Annotated in this window: 15 protein-coding genes; 9 read left to right on the top strand and 6 right to left on the bottom strand. The window is 64.9% G+C overall.

Annotated features, from left to right (window positions below):
* Positions 1–128: 128 nt before the first annotated feature.
* The 6 genes from AAC071_RS06825 to AAC071_RS06800 form a co-directional block, all read right to left on the bottom strand.
* Complete coding sequence (locus AAC071_RS06825; protein ID WP_339831143.1) at positions 129–899, bottom strand: cytochrome c biogenesis protein CcdA; 771 nt, start codon at positions 897–899, stop codon at positions 129–131.
* A complete protein-coding gene (locus AAC071_RS06820; RefSeq protein WP_339831142.1) occupies positions 899–1,699 on the bottom strand; it encodes a TIGR02186 family protein in 801 nt (266 codons plus the stop codon). The genes AAC071_RS06825 and AAC071_RS06820 overlap by 1 nt, the downstream gene beginning before the upstream one ends.
* Positions 1,696–2,619, bottom strand: coding sequence for a sulfite exporter TauE/SafE family protein (locus AAC071_RS06815; RefSeq protein WP_339831141.1), 924 nt, complete (start codon positions 2,617–2,619; stop codon positions 1,696–1,698). Before AAC071_RS06815 ends, AAC071_RS06820 begins: the two co-directional genes overlap by 4 nt.
* A gap of 121 nt (positions 2,620–2,740) precedes the next feature.
* Positions 2,741–5,710: a peptidoglycan-binding protein gene (locus AAC071_RS06810; RefSeq protein ID WP_339831140.1), complete on the bottom strand. Its 2,970-nt coding sequence runs from the start codon at positions 5,708–5,710 to the stop codon at positions 2,741–2,743.
* A gap of 198 nt (positions 5,711–5,908) precedes the next feature.
* Entirely contained in the window at positions 5,909–6,994 is a 1,086-nt protein-coding gene (locus tag AAC071_RS06805; protein WP_339831139.1) for a TRAP transporter substrate-binding protein, read from the bottom strand.
* Positions 6,995–7,073: 79 nt separating this feature from the next.
* Positions 7,074–7,622 (bottom strand): CAP domain-containing protein, encoded by a 549-nt coding sequence (locus tag AAC071_RS06800; protein ID WP_339831138.1) that lies wholly within the window; start codon positions 7,620–7,622, stop codon positions 7,074–7,076.
* Between the two features lie 226 nt (positions 7,623–7,848).
* Between AAC071_RS06800 and AAC071_RS06795 the strand changes: the two genes are divergently transcribed.
* The 9 genes from AAC071_RS06795 to AAC071_RS06755 all read left to right on the top strand — a co-directional run bounded on the left by AAC071_RS06795 (position 7,849) and on the right by AAC071_RS06755 (position 18,476).
* Positions 7,849–8,358 (top strand): MerR family DNA-binding transcriptional regulator, encoded by a 510-nt coding sequence (locus AAC071_RS06795; RefSeq protein ID WP_339831137.1) that lies wholly within the window; start codon positions 7,849–7,851, stop codon positions 8,356–8,358.
* Positions 8,359–8,409: 51 nt separating this feature from the next.
* Positions 8,410–10,203: an acyl-CoA dehydrogenase C-terminal domain-containing protein gene (locus AAC071_RS06790; RefSeq protein ID WP_339831136.1), complete on the top strand. Its 1,794-nt coding sequence runs from the start codon at positions 8,410–8,412 to the stop codon at positions 10,201–10,203.
* Between the two features lie 25 nt (positions 10,204–10,228).
* Positions 10,229–11,386, top strand: a complete 1,158-nt coding sequence (locus AAC071_RS06785; RefSeq protein ID WP_339831135.1) for an acyl-CoA dehydrogenase family protein — start codon at positions 10,229–10,231, stop codon at positions 11,384–11,386.
* 58 nt (positions 11,387–11,444) lie between these two features.
* Positions 11,445–12,650: an acetyl-CoA C-acetyltransferase gene (locus tag AAC071_RS06780; RefSeq protein ID WP_339831133.1), complete on the top strand. Its 1,206-nt coding sequence runs from the start codon at positions 11,445–11,447 to the stop codon at positions 12,648–12,650.
* 7 nt (positions 12,651–12,657) lie between these two features.
* Positions 12,658–14,913, top strand: coding sequence for a 3-hydroxyacyl-CoA dehydrogenase NAD-binding domain-containing protein (locus AAC071_RS06775; RefSeq protein WP_339831132.1), 2,256 nt, complete (start codon positions 12,658–12,660; stop codon positions 14,911–14,913).
* Positions 14,914–15,098: 185 nt separating this feature from the next.
* Positions 15,099–16,118, top strand: a complete 1,020-nt coding sequence (locus AAC071_RS06770) for a GlxA family transcriptional regulator (RefSeq protein WP_339831131.1) — start codon at positions 15,099–15,101, stop codon at positions 16,116–16,118.
* Positions 16,093–16,773, top strand: coding sequence for a DJ-1/PfpI family protein (locus AAC071_RS06765; protein WP_339831128.1), 681 nt, complete (start codon positions 16,093–16,095; stop codon positions 16,771–16,773). The genes AAC071_RS06770 and AAC071_RS06765 overlap by 26 nt, the downstream gene beginning before the upstream one ends.
* Positions 16,774–16,789: 16 nt before the next feature.
* The gene (locus AAC071_RS06760; protein ID WP_339831126.1) at positions 16,790–17,410 is read left to right on the top strand and encodes a DJ-1/PfpI family protein; all 621 of its coding nucleotides are present in this window, start codon (positions 16,790–16,792) and stop codon (positions 17,408–17,410) included.
* A 100-nt stretch (positions 17,411–17,510) separates the two neighbouring features.
* Positions 17,511–18,476 carry an alpha/beta hydrolase gene (locus AAC071_RS06755; RefSeq protein WP_339831124.1) on the top strand — a complete coding sequence of 322 codons (966 nt, stop codon included), beginning with the start codon at positions 17,511–17,513 and terminating at the stop codon, positions 18,474–18,476.
* The last annotated feature ends 77 nt before the right edge of the window (positions 18,477–18,553 follow it).

The following is an 18,553-nucleotide window of genomic DNA, read 5'->3' as shown; positions in this document are numbered from 1 at the left end:
CCGATTTGAGGGATAAACCCGGGGATAACCCCGGGGATTAAAAATCTTGTCCCCGGGTTTATCGGCGCCCCGGACCCCGATTGTGACAGTTTTGTGACAGTTGCGTGACAGAGGGGGGGTCCGCTGTCCTATCCGAACGTCGCCAGCACCGGAAAAGTCTCCAGCAGGAAGATCGCGATCCGCTCGAACGAACCCATGATCATCAGCGTTCCGGTTGCCGCCAGCAGCAGCCCGGCCGTCATCTCGACCTTGCGCATATGGCGGCGGAAGCCCGCCGCGAAGGACAGGAATCCGCGTACGGCAAAAGCCGCCGCGAAGAAGGGAATGCCGAGTCCCAGCGAATAGACGGTGAGCAGCGCCGCGCCCGCCTGCAGACTTTCCTGCGCCGCCGCGATCGTCAGGATCGTCGCGAGGATCGGACCGATGCAGGGCGTCCATCCGAAAGCGAAGGCAAGTCCCAGCAGGTAGGGACTGCCGAACTGCATCAGCGGACTGCGCGCAACCGCGCCATTGCCGGCGATGTGAAAACGCATGTCGCGATCGAGCAGCGCGATGCGAAAAAGACCCATGTAATGCAGGCCGAACACGACGATGACGGCGCCGGCGATCTGCGACAGCACGATCTTGTTCGACATGATGAAGGGATTGATCGCCGACGCGCTGGCACCGAGCGCGACGAAGATCGTCGTGAAGCCGAGCACGAATCCGATGGCGCCCAGCGCCACGCGCTGCGTCAGCCCTTCCGACGCCAGCGGCTTTCCTTCCGCGTCCTCGCGCGTCAGTTCCTCGAGCGACGTGCCGGCGATGAAGCAGAGATAGGCCGGCACCAGCGGCAGCACGCAGGGCGAGAGAAAACTGATGAGGCCGCCCGCGGCGGCGGCAAGATATCCGATCTCCATCAACGTCGTCCCATGATCGCCGAAGCGAGCCAGCCGGCAAGGGCGGCGCCCAGCACCGCCAGCAAGCCATAAAGGATCGGATCGCTGTGCGCCATGCGGTAAATGAGCCGCTCGATGCCGCGCTTGTCGATATAGAGCGGCGACGAAATCGTGTCGACCACGACGCCGTCCTGAAACAGATAGACTTTCGCGGTGTAGAGCCCGACCGGCACATTGGCGGGAATGTCGACCGTCGCGCGGAACAACGTCTGGCCGAGAAAGGTCACGCCGCCCGGCACATTGGCAAAAAGCCGTTCGCGCTGGCGATTGCGGATCAGCGCCTTCCAGAAGGCGGTTTCCTGTTCCGGCATCAGCACCTGCGCGGTGCCGTCGATCGCGCGTGCTTCGGCCGGCCCCGGATCGATGCTGTCGATCCCGATGCGCAGTGCTTTCAGCGTTTCGGCCGGTGCGGTCACTTCCAGCGGACGCGTGCTGGCAATGGCGTAATAGCCCGGAACGTCCGGATAGGTCACCGAATCGTGATTGACCCAAATGCCACCGACCCTTTCCTTCCGCCGCACCATGGCGGGTGCATTCGGTCCTTGCACCACAACGACGACGTCGCGGTTGAGCGCGCGCGCGCCGGGCGTTCGCGCTTCCACAGCGCCGAAGAGAAGAATCTGCGTGCCGGTGAAATTGGAACGGATGGCGATCTGGTGTTCGGAAAGATCGGTCACGAGTTGGTCCGCGCGCGCGGCGCCGGCCGCCAGCAGCAGGACCACCAGCGCCAGCATGGCGCGATATGTCGGCAGACCGGTCATCTGTGCGGCACCACATCGACAACGGAATAGATGTCGTCGGGCGTCGTCACCAGGTCGAAACCGAGGCGAAGCCCGATCAGCAGCAGGATGGCGGCCAGCAGCGCGCGCAACTGTTCGGCCGGCAGCTTTTCGGCCGCGCGCACGCCGTACTGCGCACCGATCACGCCGCCGATCACCAGCAGGAAGCCGAGCACGATATCGACCGCGAAATTGGTATAGGCATGCATGACGCCGGTCAGAGCCGTCACGAAGACGATCTGGAAGAACGAGGTGCCGATCACGACATTGGTCGGCATTCTGAGCAGATAGATCATCGCCGGGATCATGATGAAGCCGCCGCCGACGCCCATGATTGCCGACAAGGCGCCGACGAAATAGCCGACAAGGATCGGCGGGATGACGCTGATATAGAGCTTCGAGCGGCGGAACCGCATCTTGAAGGGCAGGCCGTGAATCCAGCTGTGATGACCGCCGCGTCGTGTGGGCTGGGCGCCGCCGCGCGCCGCGCGGATCGCGCGTACGCTTTCGACCATCATCATCAGGCCGATGACGCTGAGAAAGATCACATAGACCAGCGAGATCACCAGGTCGATCTGGCCGATGCGCGTCAGCAGCCGGAACAGAAAGATGCCGCTGACCGAGCCGACCACGCCGCCCGCAAGCAGGATCCCGCCCATCTTGAAGTCGATCGATTTGCGCGTGAAATGCGCCAGCGCGCCGGTGACCGACGAGGCCACGACCTGGGTCGACTGCGTGCCGACCGCGACCGCCGGCGGAATGCCGAGAAAGATCAGCAGCGGCGTCATCAGGAAACCGCCGCCGACACCGAACATGCCGGACAGGAAACCGACCGCACCGCCCATGGCGAGAATGGTCAGCACATTGACCGGCATCTCGGCGATCGGAAGATAAATCTGCATGGCGCGGCGCGACTCCGGCAACCGGAACCCGCCCCGAAACGAAGCAGGGACGGAACGACGGATGCAGATTTGGGTAACACGTCCGGCGGGGAATTCCTAGGCAAACCGGCCCGGAAACGGCTCAGCCGAAGCGAGCCTCGAGCGCCGTCAGAGTCTCGGGTGTCACGGTCCCGGTCGCCTGAAGACCTTCGGTGATCTGGTAGTTGAGGATGGCGTCGCGCGTGCGCGGTCCCATCAGCCCGTCGGGCGAACCGGCGTCATAGCCGAGCCGGTTGAGCAGCGCCTGTGTCCGCGCGATGGCATCCCGCGCCGGAAGCGCGCCACTGTCGAGCGCCGACACGTCCCAGCTCTTCAGCGAGCTGATATCGCCATTGGCAAGCGGCGCCGGCGTGCGGGCGCGCCAGGTCTCGGCGGCGACTTTCGCCTTGGCGAGTTCGGCGGCATCCATTGTCGCGGCCAGCGCATCGCGCTTGGCCGCCGCGCCCTTGTCACCGCCCTTGGCGGCGATGGCGAGCCATTTGTAGGCTTCGGCGGTGTTCTTCTCGATGCCGAGGCCGCGTTCGTTGAGCACGGCCAGATTGTACTGGCTGTCGCCCAGGCCGTAATTGGCGGCGGCCTCGAACCACTTGGCGGCGGTGGCGAAGTCCTGCGCCGTGCCGCGCCCTTCGGCATGAATGACGGCGAGATTGTGCATCGCCTTGACGTTGCCGCTCTCGGCCGCCTGCGTGTAGAGCGCGCGGGCCTTGGCGTCGTCCTGCGCTACGCCGCGGCCTTTTTCATACTGCGTCGCGAGCCTGTATTGCGCGATGGCAAGGCCCTGGCCGGCGGCGCGCTCGAACCATTCGGCGGCCTGTGTCATGTCCTGCGTGACGCCTTCGCCGGTCGCGTAGCGCTGCCCGACCTCGTATTGCGCGGCAGCGTCCCCGGCGGCCGCGGCCTCCATCAGCGTCAGGCGCACCGGTTCGACCGGTGCGGTCTCGACGGGCTTGGCGGGTGCGGGTGTCAGCGGTGCCGCCGGCGTCAAAGTCGCCCGTCCGGCCGGCTGCGCGGTCGCTGGCGCGGGGGCCGGCTTCGCTTGCGGAACCAGTGCCTCGTCGGTCGTCACCGGTTGATCGGCACGCGGCGTGGTGGATGCCGGTGCTGCAGCGTCGTTCGCCACGGCGCCGGCATCCTCCGGACTGGCCTCCGGAATTGTTTCTGCGACGGAAGTACCTTCAGTGCCGAGCACGGAAGGTTGCGCGCCGCCCTGTTCGGTCGATACAGCAGGCTGCTGCGCAAGACGCGGCGTGACACCATCCTTCAGCATCACATAGGCGCCGGCCATTACGGCCAGCAGCACGAAGCTTGCCGCCAGGCCGGCGACGAGCTTGCGCCGTCCGCCGGCTTGATCTTCGGCCGAGAACCGTGCCGGCGACTCGGCATAGCCCGGTGCGGGCGGTGTTGTGTAATAGGGCTCCTGCCGCGGTGCGGCACCGCCTTGCGCGGCGGCCTGGGCGGCGCGGCGTGCGGCGGCGAGAAAATCATTGGCGGCACGCTGCCCGGCATTCTCGATTGGCGGCGGTGCCGGGTCGGGCGGAATGACGCCGTCGTCGACCGGCTGGCGCATTTCGGCGTCGCCGGTCTGGTCGTCCGTCGCAAAGGGCGGCGCATCGTCCTCATAGGGAGCATCGACCGGCGGCGGCGCCGAGACGCTCGGTGCGGCGGCGCGCCCCCAGTCGCTGGCATTGAGGGCCGGGCCGAGATTGCTGCCCATCGCCGGATTGATCATCGGCGGGGCGTCGAATTGCGGCATCGGGAAGCCGGGACCGGTTGGCGCAAAGCCCGCTGCCACGCCGCCCGCATTGAGCTGCGGCGAAAGCGTCGCCTGCTTCACGGCCTTGGTCTCGCGTTCGAGTTGGCCGAGACGGCTCGTCATCTTCTCGATCATCGACTGCAGCGACGTCAGCGCCTCGCGGTCGCGGCTGTCGGTTGCGGTCAGGTTTTCGCTGATGCCGGCAATCGCCTGCTCGACCGTCTGCGCGGCCTGCATCGTCAGCTGTTCATTATGTTCGAGGCGTTGCGCCATCTGTTCGAGGCGCTGTGCCAGCGCCTGTGGAATCTCGTGGCGATGCGCATTGTCGAGATCTTCGAGCTTGCGGGCGATGCCGCTGACGCTCGTCTCGAAGATCTTCGCGGTCTCGTCGCTGCGCAGCTCGGCGCGTTCCAGCCGCTGTGCCATCTGCTCGAGGTTCTTCTGAAGCCGGTCGATGGCCGCGCGCTGGTTCTCGGCCTGGGATCGCTCCTCGATGGCCTTCAGCGCGGCGTCCACGGCTTGCGGCGCGATGCCGGAAACGCCATGTTCCATCTTTTCCATGCGCGTCGCGAGCTGCATCAGCGCATCCTCAAGCGCGCGGGCGCGCTTCTTGGCTTCCTCGCGTTCGGATTCTTCCTCCGCCGTTTCGATGCGGTCGGAGAGCGAGGCGAGCGACTGGCGGATTTCGGTCAGCGTGTCGTCGGTGCGCCGCTCGGTCTGGTCGAGATGATCGACGACCGCGTTGACGGCTTTCTCGAGTGTCTGGATCGTGCGCGCATCCTCAGGTCGCAGGCCGCCGCCGCGCGCGCGTTCGGCGCGTTCCATGCGCTCGTGCAACTGCTGCAGCTTCCGCTCGAGCGGATCCAGCGACCGTGCGTCGGAGGTGCGGGCTTCTGAATATCTGTCGTCCATGTCGTGCTCCGACTGGTCGATGCGCTGGGCGAGATGCCCTACCGTCGCTTCGAGCCTGCGCGTCATTTCCGCAGTGCGGCGTTCGCTGTTCTCGACCCGCTGCACCACCTCGCGCACCGCTTCGGCCACCGGAGCGAGATCGACCCCGGACGCAGGTTTGGGTTCGGACGGCGCGGCCTGCGGCGCTGCCTGGGACGGCGGCGCGTAGGTGTTTCGGTAGGACTCCGGAGCAGGCCCCTCGGCGCCCACTTCATCCGTCCCCGTCTCCATGATGACCTGGTTGAGCCACGCGCCGAGCGTCACGCCCGCCCGCCGGGCGGCCTGTTTCGCGGCCTCGCGCGCCTCGGGCTCTATGCCCTTGACGCTCCATGGAACCCCCGGTCTCATCCGAATCACTATGCCCGTTAACCCTCGGGGCAGTATAAACCGCGCTATCTGGTATTACGAAGGCGCGCTGCCCCAAAACCTTGTAGCGGTTGCGCTTGCACCGGCCGACATGTGAATGCAGACCGGCAACCTCACTCATAAAGCGCCAACCTAGGTAAAGACCGGGTTAACGGGTGCCTCATTTCGGCATTCCGGGTCTCAGCCGACGGAATAACCGTTGCGCAGGGCGAGCATTTCGACATCGCTCCATTTCGACCACTGGCGGGCCCTGTCGAGCGCCGCGCCATAGGAGGCCGCCACGCGGCTCGCCAGGTCGCTGCCTTGCGCCAGTTCGGCGAGCACAGCCCGCGCGGCCTCGGCCATCGCCGCGGCGACCGGTTCGGGCCATCGCCGCAGCTCGGTGCCGCCGGCTGCCACCAGCCGCGCAAAGGCATCGGCGTTGTGAAAGGTGAAATCGGCCAGCGTCTCGGCGGCGCTGGCCATGGCCGCGCCGCGCACGATTTCCTGCAGCTCGGGCGCAAGCGCATCGAACCGGGCCTTGTTGACCATCAGTTCGAGCGCGGGCCCTGCCTCATGGAAAGCCGGGAGATAATAGTAGCGCGCGGCCTTGTTGAGCCCGAACGCCATGTCGTTCCATGGCCCCACCCATTCGGCGGCATCGATCGTGTTGTTCTTCATCGCGGTGAAGATCTCGCCGGGCGGCGTCAGCACGACGCTGACGCCGAGCCGCCGCATCACCTCGCCGCCAAGCCCCGCAATACGGAACCTCAGGCCCTTGAGATCGTCGAGCGTGTTGACCTCCCGGGCGAACCAGCCGCCGGCCTGCACGCCACTCGACCCGGCGTAAAAGGGCAGAACCCCGAACGGTGCATAGGCCTCCTCCCACAGGGCCTGGCCGCCGCCGAACTGCAGCCAGCCGGCCATTTCGGGTGCCATCAGGCCAAAGGGGACGCCGGTGAAATAGTGGAAGACCGGATTCTTGCCCTGCCAGTAATAGGGGCTGCCATGGCCCATTTCGCAGATGCCTTGCGACACCGCGTCGAAGACTTCGAAGGGCGGCACAAGCTCGCCCGCACCGAAAAGCTTGACCGTCAGCCGCCCACCCGACATCGCGCCGATCCGGTCGGCAAGCCGTTGCGCGTTGACGCCGACACCCGGCGCACCGTTGGGCCAGCTGGTCGCCATCTTCCACTCGATGGCATTGTCGGCGCGCGCCTGGCGGGCCAGTGCCGGCATGGCAAGCGCGCCGGCCGCCGCGCCGCCGATGAATTGTCTGCGTTTCATGATTCCATGCCCTCAGGGGATTCGATGCGGCGAGCATGTCATCTGCGGGTCGTTTCCGGCAATGCTGTCGGGCGCGGCTTCAGTCACCGGCATAGACCTGCACGGCGATGATCCGTGTGCCGGTCCGTGCGACGCCGACACCGCTGCGGGTCGCCGCCGCCGATTGCATGATGCGCCGGTGTTGCGGGCTCCGTGACCACCCTTCGACGATCGCCATGGCCAGCGCCGCATCGCTTGTGGCGGCATAGCCCGCGCCGTCCAGTCTGTGGATGTTCTCCGACAGGCTGGCGCTGAAATCAGGATCGACGGCGAGCACCCTTTCGCGCGGGCCCTGGCCGTCGGGGTTGTGATGCCCGAAATAGTCGCGCTGCGCCATGTCCGCCGCATGAACCGCTGCAGCACGTTCCAGTGTCGCGTCCGTCCGCAATGCCGCTGCACCCTTCTCCGCGCGCCAGCGATTGACGGCATCCGTCAGGGCGCGGCCCAGCGGCGTTTCGGCTTCGGCCGCGGCGCTGGCGGCAGCCGGCAGCGTCCGTGTGTTGACATTGACCGGCGGCGGTTCCCGGCCGCTGCCGGTGGCGCAACCCGCCAGAACCGCCATCAGCATGGTGGCCATCGGGATGGTCATGCCTCGCATCGCTTCCTCCCTCTCGAATGGCGCGACCCTAGCAGATCGTACCCGCCCCCGACTCATCTTGACGTTTACGTCAACGTAAACTAGAGTCCGGTCCACTTCGAAAAACGGCTGAAAACAGCCAGAAAAGCGGCAGTCCGCTGCCGCACTTCAATGTCGTCCGGGCGCGGTTGGCACCATCAGGGTCGTTGCCGCGCCGGTGGTCAGGGAGAGACCGATCATGGAACAGCAGCTACACAGTGCCGCCGGGGCGCCGCGCCGCGACACCCGCGACATCGCCGGCGAGACCTTCTCGATCACCCAGCTCGCGGAGGAGTTCGGCCTGACAACCCGCGCCATTCGATTTTACGAGGACAAGGGCTTGTTGTCGCCGGAGCGGCGCGGCCAGACCCGCGTCTATCATCCGCGCGACCGCGCCCGTCTGACCCTGATCGTGCGCGGCAAGAATGTCGGTCTGGCCCTGGCCGAGATCAAGGAAATCCTCAGCCATTACGACCAGGAAGACGGTTGCGAGACGCAGAATCGCGTCGCCGTCGCCAAGTTCCGCCGCCGCATCGAGAGCCTGCGGGAACAGCGCAGCGAGATCGATCTCCAGATCAAGACCCTGGAAGAGAGCTGCGCCCGGCTCGAGGCACAGATCGCCGCCAGCGAAAAGCGCGATCGGGCCGAAAAGAAGCTTCTGGCCTCCGAAGCGGCAAAGACGAAAAAGCCGGAAAAGGTTATCGTCTGACGCTTGGCGGCCCGGCCTGAACGGGCGCGCAATCCCCGCCGGAGGAAACCCATGCCGACCTACAAAGCGCCGCTGCGCGAATATCGCTTTCTGCTGAACGAGCTTCTGGATTTCTCGCAATATGCCGACCTGCCCGGTTTTGCCGATGCGCCGGCCGATCTCGTCGATGCGATCCTCGAGGAAGCGGGCAAGCTCGCTGAAGAAGTCCTGCAGCCGCTGAACCAGATTGGCGACCGCGAAGGTTGCAGGCTCGAAAACGGCGTGGTCACGACGCCGACGGGCTTCAAGAATGCCTACAAGCTGCTGGTGGATGGCGGCTGGCCGGCACTGGTCGCCGACACCGCCTATGGCGGTCAGGGTCTGCCCAATGCGCTGGGCGTGATTTTCAATGAAATGGTATCCTCGGCCAACATGGCCTTCGGCATGTATCCGGGTCTCAGCCATGGCGCCTATTCGGCGCTGTCGCAGCACGGCACCGACGAGCAGAAGAAGAAATATCTACCGAAGCTCGTGACCGGCGAATGGACCGGCACGATGAACCTGACCGAGCCCCATTGCGGCACCGATCTCGGCCTGCTGCGCACCAAGGCGGTACCGGTCGGCGACGGTTCCTACAAGATCAGCGGCCAGAAGATCTTCATCTCGGCCGGCGATCACGACCTCGCCGAGAACATCCTGCATCTGGTGCTGGCGCGAATCGAAGGCGCACCCGCCGGCGTCAAGGGCATCTCGCTTTTCCTGGTGCCGAAATACCTGGTCAACGAGGATGGCTCGCTCGGAAACCGCAACGGCGTTTCGGTCGGCTCGCTCGAAGAGAAGATGGGCATTCACGGCAACGCGACCTGCGTGCTGAACTACGACGAGGCGACCGGCTGGCTGGTCGGCGAGGAGCACAAGGGCCTGCGCGCGATGTTCACGATGATGAACGAGGCCCGGCTCGGCGTCGGCCTGCAGGGCCTCTCGCAATCGGAAGTCGCGTACCAGAACGCGGTCACCTATGCGCTGGAACGCCTGCAGGGCCGCTCGCTGACCGGTCCGAAGGCCGAAGACAAGCCGGCCGATCCGCTGATCGTCCATCCCGACATCCGCCGCATGCTGCTCAACGCGAAGTCGTTCAACGAGGGCGCCCGTGCGCTGCTGGTCTGGACGGCGCTGCATGGCGATCTTTCGCACCGCTCGGACGATGAAAAGACGCGCGAATTCGGCGACGACATGATGTCGCTGCTGACGCCAGTGTTGAAGGGTTATTTCACCGATCGCGGTTTTGCCCATGCGGTCGATGCGCAGCAGGTCTATGGCGGTCACGGCTATATCGACGAATGGGGCATGGGCCAGTTCGTGCGCGATGCCCGTATCGCGATGATCTATGAAGGCGCCAACGGCGTGCAGGCACTCGACCTGGTGGGCCGCAAGCTGGCGCAGAATAGCGGGCGGGCGGTCTTCGCCTTCTTCAAGGCGGTCGACGACTTCATTGCCGCCAATCAGGACAATGCCGATCTGAAGCCGTTCCTCGACCCGCTGGCGGCTGCCCGCAAGGATCTAGAGGCGGCAACCATGTGGTTCATGGAGAACGCGCTCGCAAATCCCGATCACGCCGGTGCCGGCTCGACGCCCTACATGCATCTCTTCGGCATCACCGGGCTTGCCTTCATGTGGGCCATGATGGCGAAGGTCGCGCTCGACAGGCTTGCCGCCCGAAGTGAGGGCGACAAGGCCTACTACGAAACGAAAATAAAAACAGGCCGCTTCTACATGGAGCATGTCGTGCCCGAAACGGCGATGCATCTGGCGCGCATCCGCCACGGCGCCGATCCCATGATGGCAATGGCCGCCAACGAATTCTGACAATCGAAGACAGGGAGCTGCACGAATGAGTCTCAATGCCGGTTACAAAGCGCCATGGCTGACCGAGGAGCTTGAAATCCTCCAGGGGGCGGTTGCCAAATTCTATGAACGGGAGTTCCAGCCGCATGTCGAGCGCTGGGAAGACCAGGGTCATGTCGATCGCGATGCCTGGTTGAAGGCGGGCGAGGCCGGCATTCTCTGTGCCTCGATCAAGGAGGAATATGGCGGCGGCGGCGGCAACTTCGCGCATGAAATGGTGATCGCCGAAGAACAGGGCCGCGCGGGGATCTCCGGTTTCGGCAACTCGGTACATTCGGGCATCGTTGCGCATTACGTGCAGTCCTACGGCACCGAAGAGCAGAAGAAGAAATGGCTGCCGAAAATGGCCTCGGGCGAAATCGTTGGCGCCATCGCCATGACGGAGCCGGGCACGGGTTCCGATCTGCAGGGCGTCAAGACGACGGCGAAGAAGGTCGGTAATCAGTATGTGGTCAACGGCCAGAAAACCTTCATCACCAACGGCCAGCAGGCAAACCTGATCTGTGTCGTCGCCAAGACCGACCCGGCCGGCGGCGCCAAGGGCACCTCGCTGATCATGGTCGAGACCGACGAGGCTGAAGGTTTCCGCCGCGGCCGCAATCTCAAGAAGATGGGTCAGAAGGCGCAGGATACCTCCGAGCTCTTTTTCGATGAGGTGAAGGTGCCGACCTCGAACCTGCTCGGCACGGAGGAAGGCAAGGGCTTCTTCCAGCTGATGCAGCAACTGCCGCAGGAACGCCTCATCATCGCCGTCCAGGCCTGTGTCGCGATGGAAATGGCGCTGAAATACACGACCGACTATGTCAAGGAGCGCACCGCTTTCGGCCAGCGTATCCTCGATTTCCAGAACACGCAGTTCAAGCTCGCCGAATGCAAGACCGAAGCGACCATCGCCCGCGTCTTCGTCGACGATTGCGCCGTGAAGCTTCTCGACGGCAAGCTCGATGCGACGACGGCTGCCATGGCCAAGTGGTGGACCACGCAGAAAGAGAACGAGATCATCGACACCTGCCTGCAGTTCTTCGGCGGCTACGGCTACATGATGGAATATCCCATCGCCAGGCTCTACACGAATGCCCGCATCCAGAAGATCTATGGCGGCACCAACGAGATCATGAAAATGCTGGTTGCCCGCACGCTCTGACGTGCCGGCCTCTCGCAACACGCAACACACTAGAACCGTTCCCCCAGGGAGACACACAATGACCGAATGTTTCGTCTACGACACCGTGCGCACGCCGCGCGGCAAGGGCAAGAAGGACGGCGCGCTTCACGAGGTGACGGCGCTCGAACTGTCGACACAGACGCTGAAGGCAATCCGCGACCGCAACGGCCTCGACACATCGAAGGTCGACGACGTCGTGCTTGGCTGCGTCGACCCGGTCGGTGAGCAGGGTGGCGACATCGCCCGCATCGCGGTGCTGAATGCCGACTACGCACAGACGACCGCCGGCGTTCAGATCAACCGCTTCTGCGCCTCCGGTCTCGAGGCCACCAACATGGCAGCCGCAAAGGTCATGTCCGGCGAGGCCGACATGGCGATCGGCGGCGGTGTCGAGTCGATGTCGCGCGTCGGAATGGGCGCGAGCGGCGGCTCCTGGTCGACCGATCCGAACATTGCCTTCAAGTCCTATTTCACGCCGCAGGGCATCGGTGCGGACCTGATCTGCACCAAATACGGCTTCTCCCGCACCGATGTCGACGCCTATGCCGTCGAGAGCCAGAAGCGCGCAAAGAATGCTTGGGACAAGGGCTATTTTGCGAAGTCGGTCATCCCGGTGAAGGATATCAACGGCCTCACCATTCTCGATCATGACGAGCATATGCGGCCCGAAGCGACGATGCAGTCGCTGGCGGCGCTGCAGCCGTCCTTCGCTTCTCTGGGCGAATTTGCCTTCGACGGCGTCGCGCTCGCCCGCTACCCGGAAGTGGAGGAAATCACCCACGTCCATCATGCCGGCAATTCTTCGGGCATCGTCGATGGCGCCTCCGCCGTTCTCGTCGGCAATGCCGCCACCGGCAAGGGCATGGGCCTGAAGCCGCGCGCCCGCATCCGCGCCATGGCCTCGATCGGCTCGGAACCCTGCATCATGCTGACGGGCCCCGCCGATGTTTCGCGCAAGGTGCTGGCCAAGGCCGGCATGAAGCCCGAGGACATCGACCTCTACGAATTGAACGAAGCTTTCGCATCGGTCGTGCTGCGCATGATGCAGGCGCTCGACATTCCGCACGAGAAGATGAACGTCAATGGCGGCGCCATCGCCATGGGCCATCCGCTGGGTGCGACCGGCGGCATGATCCTCGGCACCGTGCTCGACGAGCTTGAGCGCCGCGATCTCAACACCGCACTGATCACGCTCTGCGTCGGCGCGGGCATGGGAACGGCCACCATCATCGAACGCGTGTGAGGCGACAATGACCACTTATGAAAATTTCAAGTTCGACGTCGATGCCGACGGCATCGCCCTGATCACCTGGGACATGCCCGGCCGTTCGATGAACGTCCTTTCGCAAGGCTCGATGGCCGACATGGCCGCGATCATCGAGAAGATCATGTCCGACGACGCCATCAAGGGTGCCGTGCTGACTTCCGGCAAGGATGCCTTCTGTGCCGGTGCCGATCTGTCGATGATGGGCGGCCAGGCAGGTGGCGGTTCCGGCGGCGGTTCGCCCGAAGATCGCGTCAAGGCGATGTATGAGGGCAACCTCAAGTTCAACATGCTGCTGCGCTCGCTCGAAACCTGCGGCAAGCCGGTTGCCGCCGCGATCAACGGCACGGCACTGGGCGGCGGCCTCGAGGTGACGCTGGCCTGCCACTACCGCGTCGCGTCCGACAATCCGAAAACGCAGATCGGCCTGCCGGAAGCCAAGGTCGGCCTGCTGCCCGGCGGCGGCGGCACCCAGCGCCTGCCGCGTCTCATCGGTGCGCAGGCGGCCTTGCCGCTGATCCTGCAGGGCACCTCGCTCGACCCGCAAAAGGCGTTGAAGGCAGGCATCGTCCACAAGGTGGTGCCCGCTGCCGAACTCGTCTCGGCCGCCAAGGCATGGTTGAAGGAAGGCCTGGCCCAGCCGAAAGTGAAACTCGGCAAGAAGGGCCCGGAAGTCTATGCCATCGCCATCCAGCCCTGGGACCGCGAGGGCTATCGCGTGCCCGGCGGCGATCCGCATTCCAAGGGCGGCGGCCAGGTCTTCACCATCGGCAATGCAACGCTGCACAAGCAGACGCATGGCAACTACCCGGCGCAGAAATACATCATGTCCTGCGTCTATGAAGGGCTGCAGGTGCCGATCGAGGCGGGCTTGCGCATCGAGACGCGCTACTTCACCAGGCTGCTGATGGACCCGCGCTCAAAGGCGATGATCCGTTCGCTCTTCCTCTCGATGCAGGAACTGGCCAAGGGCGCGCGCCGCCCGTCGGGCATCGCGCCCTTTCAGGTCAAGAAGCTCGGCATCCTCGGCGCCGGCATGATGGGTGCGGGCATCGCCTATGTGTCGGCCCAGGCCGGCATGGAAGTCGTGCTGCTCGACACCGAACAGGCCAATGCCGAGAAGGGCAAGGCCTACTCCGAAAAACTGCTGGCCAAGGCGCTTGAGCGCGGCAAGACCACGCAGGAAAAGGCCGACAAGCTGCTCGGCCTGATCAAGCCGACGACGAATTACGACGACCTCAAGGGCGCCGACCTCGTCATCGAAGCGGTCTTCGAAAGCCGCGAGATCAAGGCGGAAGTGACGAAGAAAGCCGAACCGCAACTCGCGGCGGGCGGCATCTACGGCTCCAACACCTCAACCCTGCCGATCACCGGCCTCGCGGAAGCCTCCGCCAGCCCCGAAAACTTCATCGGCATCCATTTCTTCTCGCCCGTCGACAAGATGCAGCTTGTCGAAATCATCATGGGCAAGAAGACCAGCGACGAGACGCTCGCCAAGGCGATGGATTACGTCAAGCAGATCAGGAAGACGCCGATCGTCGTCAATGACAGCCGCGGCTTCTACACCTCGCGCTGCTTCGGTACCTATGTCGGCGAAGGTCTCGCGATGCTGGGCGAGGGTGTGCCCCCCGCCATGATCGAGAATGTCGGCAAGATGACCGGCATGCCGATGGCGCCGCTGGCCCTTAACGACGAAGTCTCGCTCGACCTCGCCTACAAGGTGCGCGAGCAGACGAAGAAGGATCTCGGCGACAAGTATGTCGGCTCGCCCGCCGACGATCTGGTCAAGAAGATGGTGGTCGACCTCGGCCGCGTCGGCAAGAAGGCCGGCAAGGGCTTCTACGACTATCCGGCTGACGGCAAGAAGAAGCTCTGGCCGGGCCTCGCCGATCTCGTCGGCAAGAGCGAGAATCCCGACGACCTTGACGTGCAGGAGCTGAAGAACCGCTTCCTCTACATTCAGGCGCTGGAGGCCGCGCGCTGCTTCGAGGAGGGCGTGGTGACCGACGTGCGCGATGCCGATGTTGGCGCGATCCTCGGCTGGGGCTTCGCGCCATGGGCCGGCGGCCCGCTGTCGCTGATCGACATGGTCGGCACGAAAGAGTTTGTCGAAGCCTGCGACAAGCTCGCTCAGAAATACGGGCCCCGCTTCACGCCGTCGAAACTCCTGCGCGACATGGCCTCGAAGGGCGAAACCTTCTATGGCCGCTTCGCGCCGGGCAAGGAGAAGGCGGCGGCCTGATCCCGCCCGCGACCGGCAGATTCGTAAGCCCCGCCCTGAAAAGGGCGGGGCTTTTTCTTGGACCCTTTGGCAGAAAATGCGTGTCGTTTGTCATTTCAGCCAAGCCTTGCCCGGCCTAGTCTGGCTCCATGATCAACGCTGCCAGGCCGACATCCCGCAAAACCGCCCCGGCCCCCCGCCGGGTGATGATGCTCGCCTATGCCGACGCCCAGATCCTCGACATCGCCGGACCCTTGCAGATTTTGAGCACGGCCCTGCTCCCCGATGGCCGCCCGGCCTATGCGGTTGAACTTGTCTCGGCCGAGCCCGGTCCGGTCATGACGACGAGCGGCCTTGCCCTGCATGCCGGCCGGACGATGGACGACGTGACGGCGGCCGACCTCGCCGCGCTCGACACGCTGATGGTGACCGGCGGCCTCGGCTCGCGCGCCGCGATGGAGGATGAGCGGATGCTGGCCTTTCTGCGCACCGCTGCCGCGCCGGCCGCCCGCGTCGTTTCGATCTGCACCGGTTCGGTCATCCTCGCCTCCGCCGGTCTGCTCGACGGCCGCCGTGCGACGACCCACTGGGCCTATGCCCCGACCATGCGCCAGCGCTTCCCCGCCGTCACGGTGGAGGACGATGCGATCTATGTGCGCGACGGAAAATTCTGGACCTCGGCCGGCGTCACCGCCGGCATGGATCTGGCGCTGGCGCTGATCGAGGAAGACCTCGGCCGCGACGCGGCGTTGCTGATCGCGCGTCATCACGTGATGTATCTGATGCGACCCGGCGGCCAATCGCAATTCTCGGCGCAGCTTGCCGCCCAGCGCGTTTCCGATACGCGCCTGTCGCGGGTCTGTGCCTTCATCGTCGAGAATCCGCGGGCCGACCTTTCGGTGCCGGCGCTGGCAGCCCGTGCCGCCATGAGCGAGCGCAGCTTTGCCCGCCGCTTCGCCGAGGAGACCGGCATCACACCGGCGCAATTCGTCGAGCGCGCCCGTCTCGACGAAGCCTGCCGCCGCCTTGCCGGCAGCGACCTGTCGCTCGACGCCGTTTCTGCCGATGCCGGTTTCGGCGCCGCAGAGCGCATGCGCCGCGCCTTTCTGCGCCATCTCGGCGTCACCCCCGGCCGCTACCGCGAACGCTTCCGCACCGCACGCCGCGACGCCGTGCCTTCAAATCAGGGAATCTCGAACAATGCGCATCTCCATTCTTCTCTATGACGGCTTCACCATGCTCGACGCTGTCGGCGGCTATGCCGTACTCGGCTGGCTGCCGGGCGCCGAAGTCGAATTCGTTGCTGAAAAGAAGACCGTTATCGCCGACGATCTGCGCTCCGGCGGCATGGCCGCCTGGCGCGATTATTCGGAAGTCGAGACCACCGACATTCTCTATGTGCCCGGCGGGCCGGGCGGGCGGCCGCAAATGACCAACGAGGCGACGCTCGCCTTCATCCGTCGCCTGCACGAAACCTCCACCTGGACTTTCGGTGTCTGCAACGGCGTCGAGATTCTCGCCGCCGCCGGCATCCTGAAAGGAAAGACGGTGACGACGAATTATTATGCCCGCGAGTCGGTTGCCTCCTTCGGTGCGACGGTCGTGTCCGACCGCTATCGCCGCGATGGCAAGATCGTGACGACGGCAGGCGTCTCGGCCGGCATCGACGGCGCACTCTATCTCGCACGGCTGATCGCCGGCGAGGAAACAGCCAAGACCATCCAGCTCGGCATCGAATATTACCCGCACCCGCCCTTCAGCTACGGTTCGGCCGACGAAGCGCCCGAACACATTCACAAGACGATCCGCGCGGCGGAGGAAACGGGCCTGCTGGCGCAGATGGAAGCAACGTCGCCGTCCTTCAAGCAGCCGTCGCTCTGACATCGAGGAAGTATTCATGACCCGCAACCGCACCATCGGCATTCTGATTTTCGACGGCGTCGAGGAACTCGATTTCGTCGGCCCCTATGAAGTCTTCACCATGTCCAACGAAGCGCATGGCTTCGAAGGCCGCGAGCGCCCCGATACCGTCATTCTGGTTTCGGAAACGGGCGGCCCCATAACCGGCGCCAAGGGCATGCGTGTCGAAGCGCATGTGTCGATCGCCGATGCACCGCAGCTCGATCTGCTGCTGGTGCCGGGGGGGCAGGGCACCCGTCCCGCGGCGGAAAATGAAAAGCTGCTGGCCTGGATTGCGCAGCGGGCCACCGCCGCCGAATGGACAACGAGCGTCTGCACCGGCGCGTTGCTGCTCTGCGCCGCCGGTCCGGCGCGCGGCAAGCGCGTCACCACCCATTGGGGTTTCATCGAGCAGCTCCGCAAGCGTGGCGAAGCGGCGGAAGTGCTCGAAAACATCCGCTATGTCCGCGACGGCAATGTCGTGACGGCCGCCGGTGTTTCGGCCGGCATCGACATGGCACTCTGGCTCACCGGCCAGATGCACGGGCAGGACCATGCCCGTCTGACGCAACGCCTGATGGAATACGATCCCGCACCGCCCTACAGCGCCGCCGTCTGACGGGGTCGGGCCTTGCGTTCGGGCGCGGCGCGCCTGATGGACGGCCTGTGCGAAATCCGGTCTACTTCGTCAAAAGAAACGCCACACGACGAGGGGACCCATGTCAGGCAGCAATCCGTTCGATCCGAAACTGTTCGCCGCCGATGCGATTTCGGCCGAAACGAAAGCCATCAACGACGCCATTATCCAGGCGATGGAAGGTGCGCCCGACTGGTGGGACATCGGTGCACAGGAAGTGCGCGATGCGCGTGCCCGCGGCGAGGGCCCGTTCCCGCTGGCGCCAAAATCGCCGCGTGCCCGCACCATCGAGATCGGCGGCAAGGGCGGCCGGATCGCGCTGCGTGTCATCGCGCCGGACAATCCGAAAGGCGTATACCTGCATATTCACGGGGGCGGCTGGACGCTGGGCGCCGCCGACCAGCAGGATCCGCTGCTGGAGCGCATCGCCGACAAGGCCGGTCTCGCCTGCGTCAGCGTCGAATATCGCCTGGCGCCCGAACACCCCTATCCGGCCGGGCCGGATGATTGCGAGGCCGCGGCCGTCTGGCTGGTCGCCAATGCGAAAAAGGAATTCGGTACCGACAAGCTGACCATCGGCGGCGAAAGTGCCGGCGGGCACCTTGCGGCGGTTACGATCCTGCGCATGCGCGACCGTCATGGCTATGCGGGCTTCAAGGGCGCCAATCTGGTCTTCGGCGCCTTCGACATGACGATGACGCCAAGCCAGCGCGCTTTCGGCAACGAGCGCCTGATCCTGCGCACGCTCGACATCGAGAAATTCTCCGAAGCCTTCCTGAAGGGCGTCAAGGACAAGCGCGACCCGGATATCTCGCCGCTCTATGCCGACCTCAAGGGCCTGTGCCCGGCGCTCTTCACCATCGGCACGCGCGACGCGCTGCTCGACGATTCGCTCTTCATGTATGGCCGCTGGATCGCGGCCGGCAACGAGGCGGAACTGGCCGTCTATCCGGGCGGTGCGCATGGCTTCGTTGCCTTTCCCGGCGAACTCGCCGCCGCTGCCAACGCCCGATGCGATGAATTCCTGACGCGCGTCACGGCCGGCTGACGGCATTTCGATCGGAGAGATGAGAATCTGCCTTTCGGGGCAGGTGTCTCGCTTCTAGAAATTGAACATTGTTCATT

The organism is uncultured Parvibaculum sp. (assembly GCF_963975745.1).
In the GTDB taxonomy this organism is placed as follows: domain Bacteria; phylum Pseudomonadota; class Alphaproteobacteria; order Parvibaculales; family Parvibaculaceae; genus Parvibaculum.
Note: the sequence above shows the minus strand (reverse complement) of the source record. Positions and strands in the feature narration are given on the sequence as shown.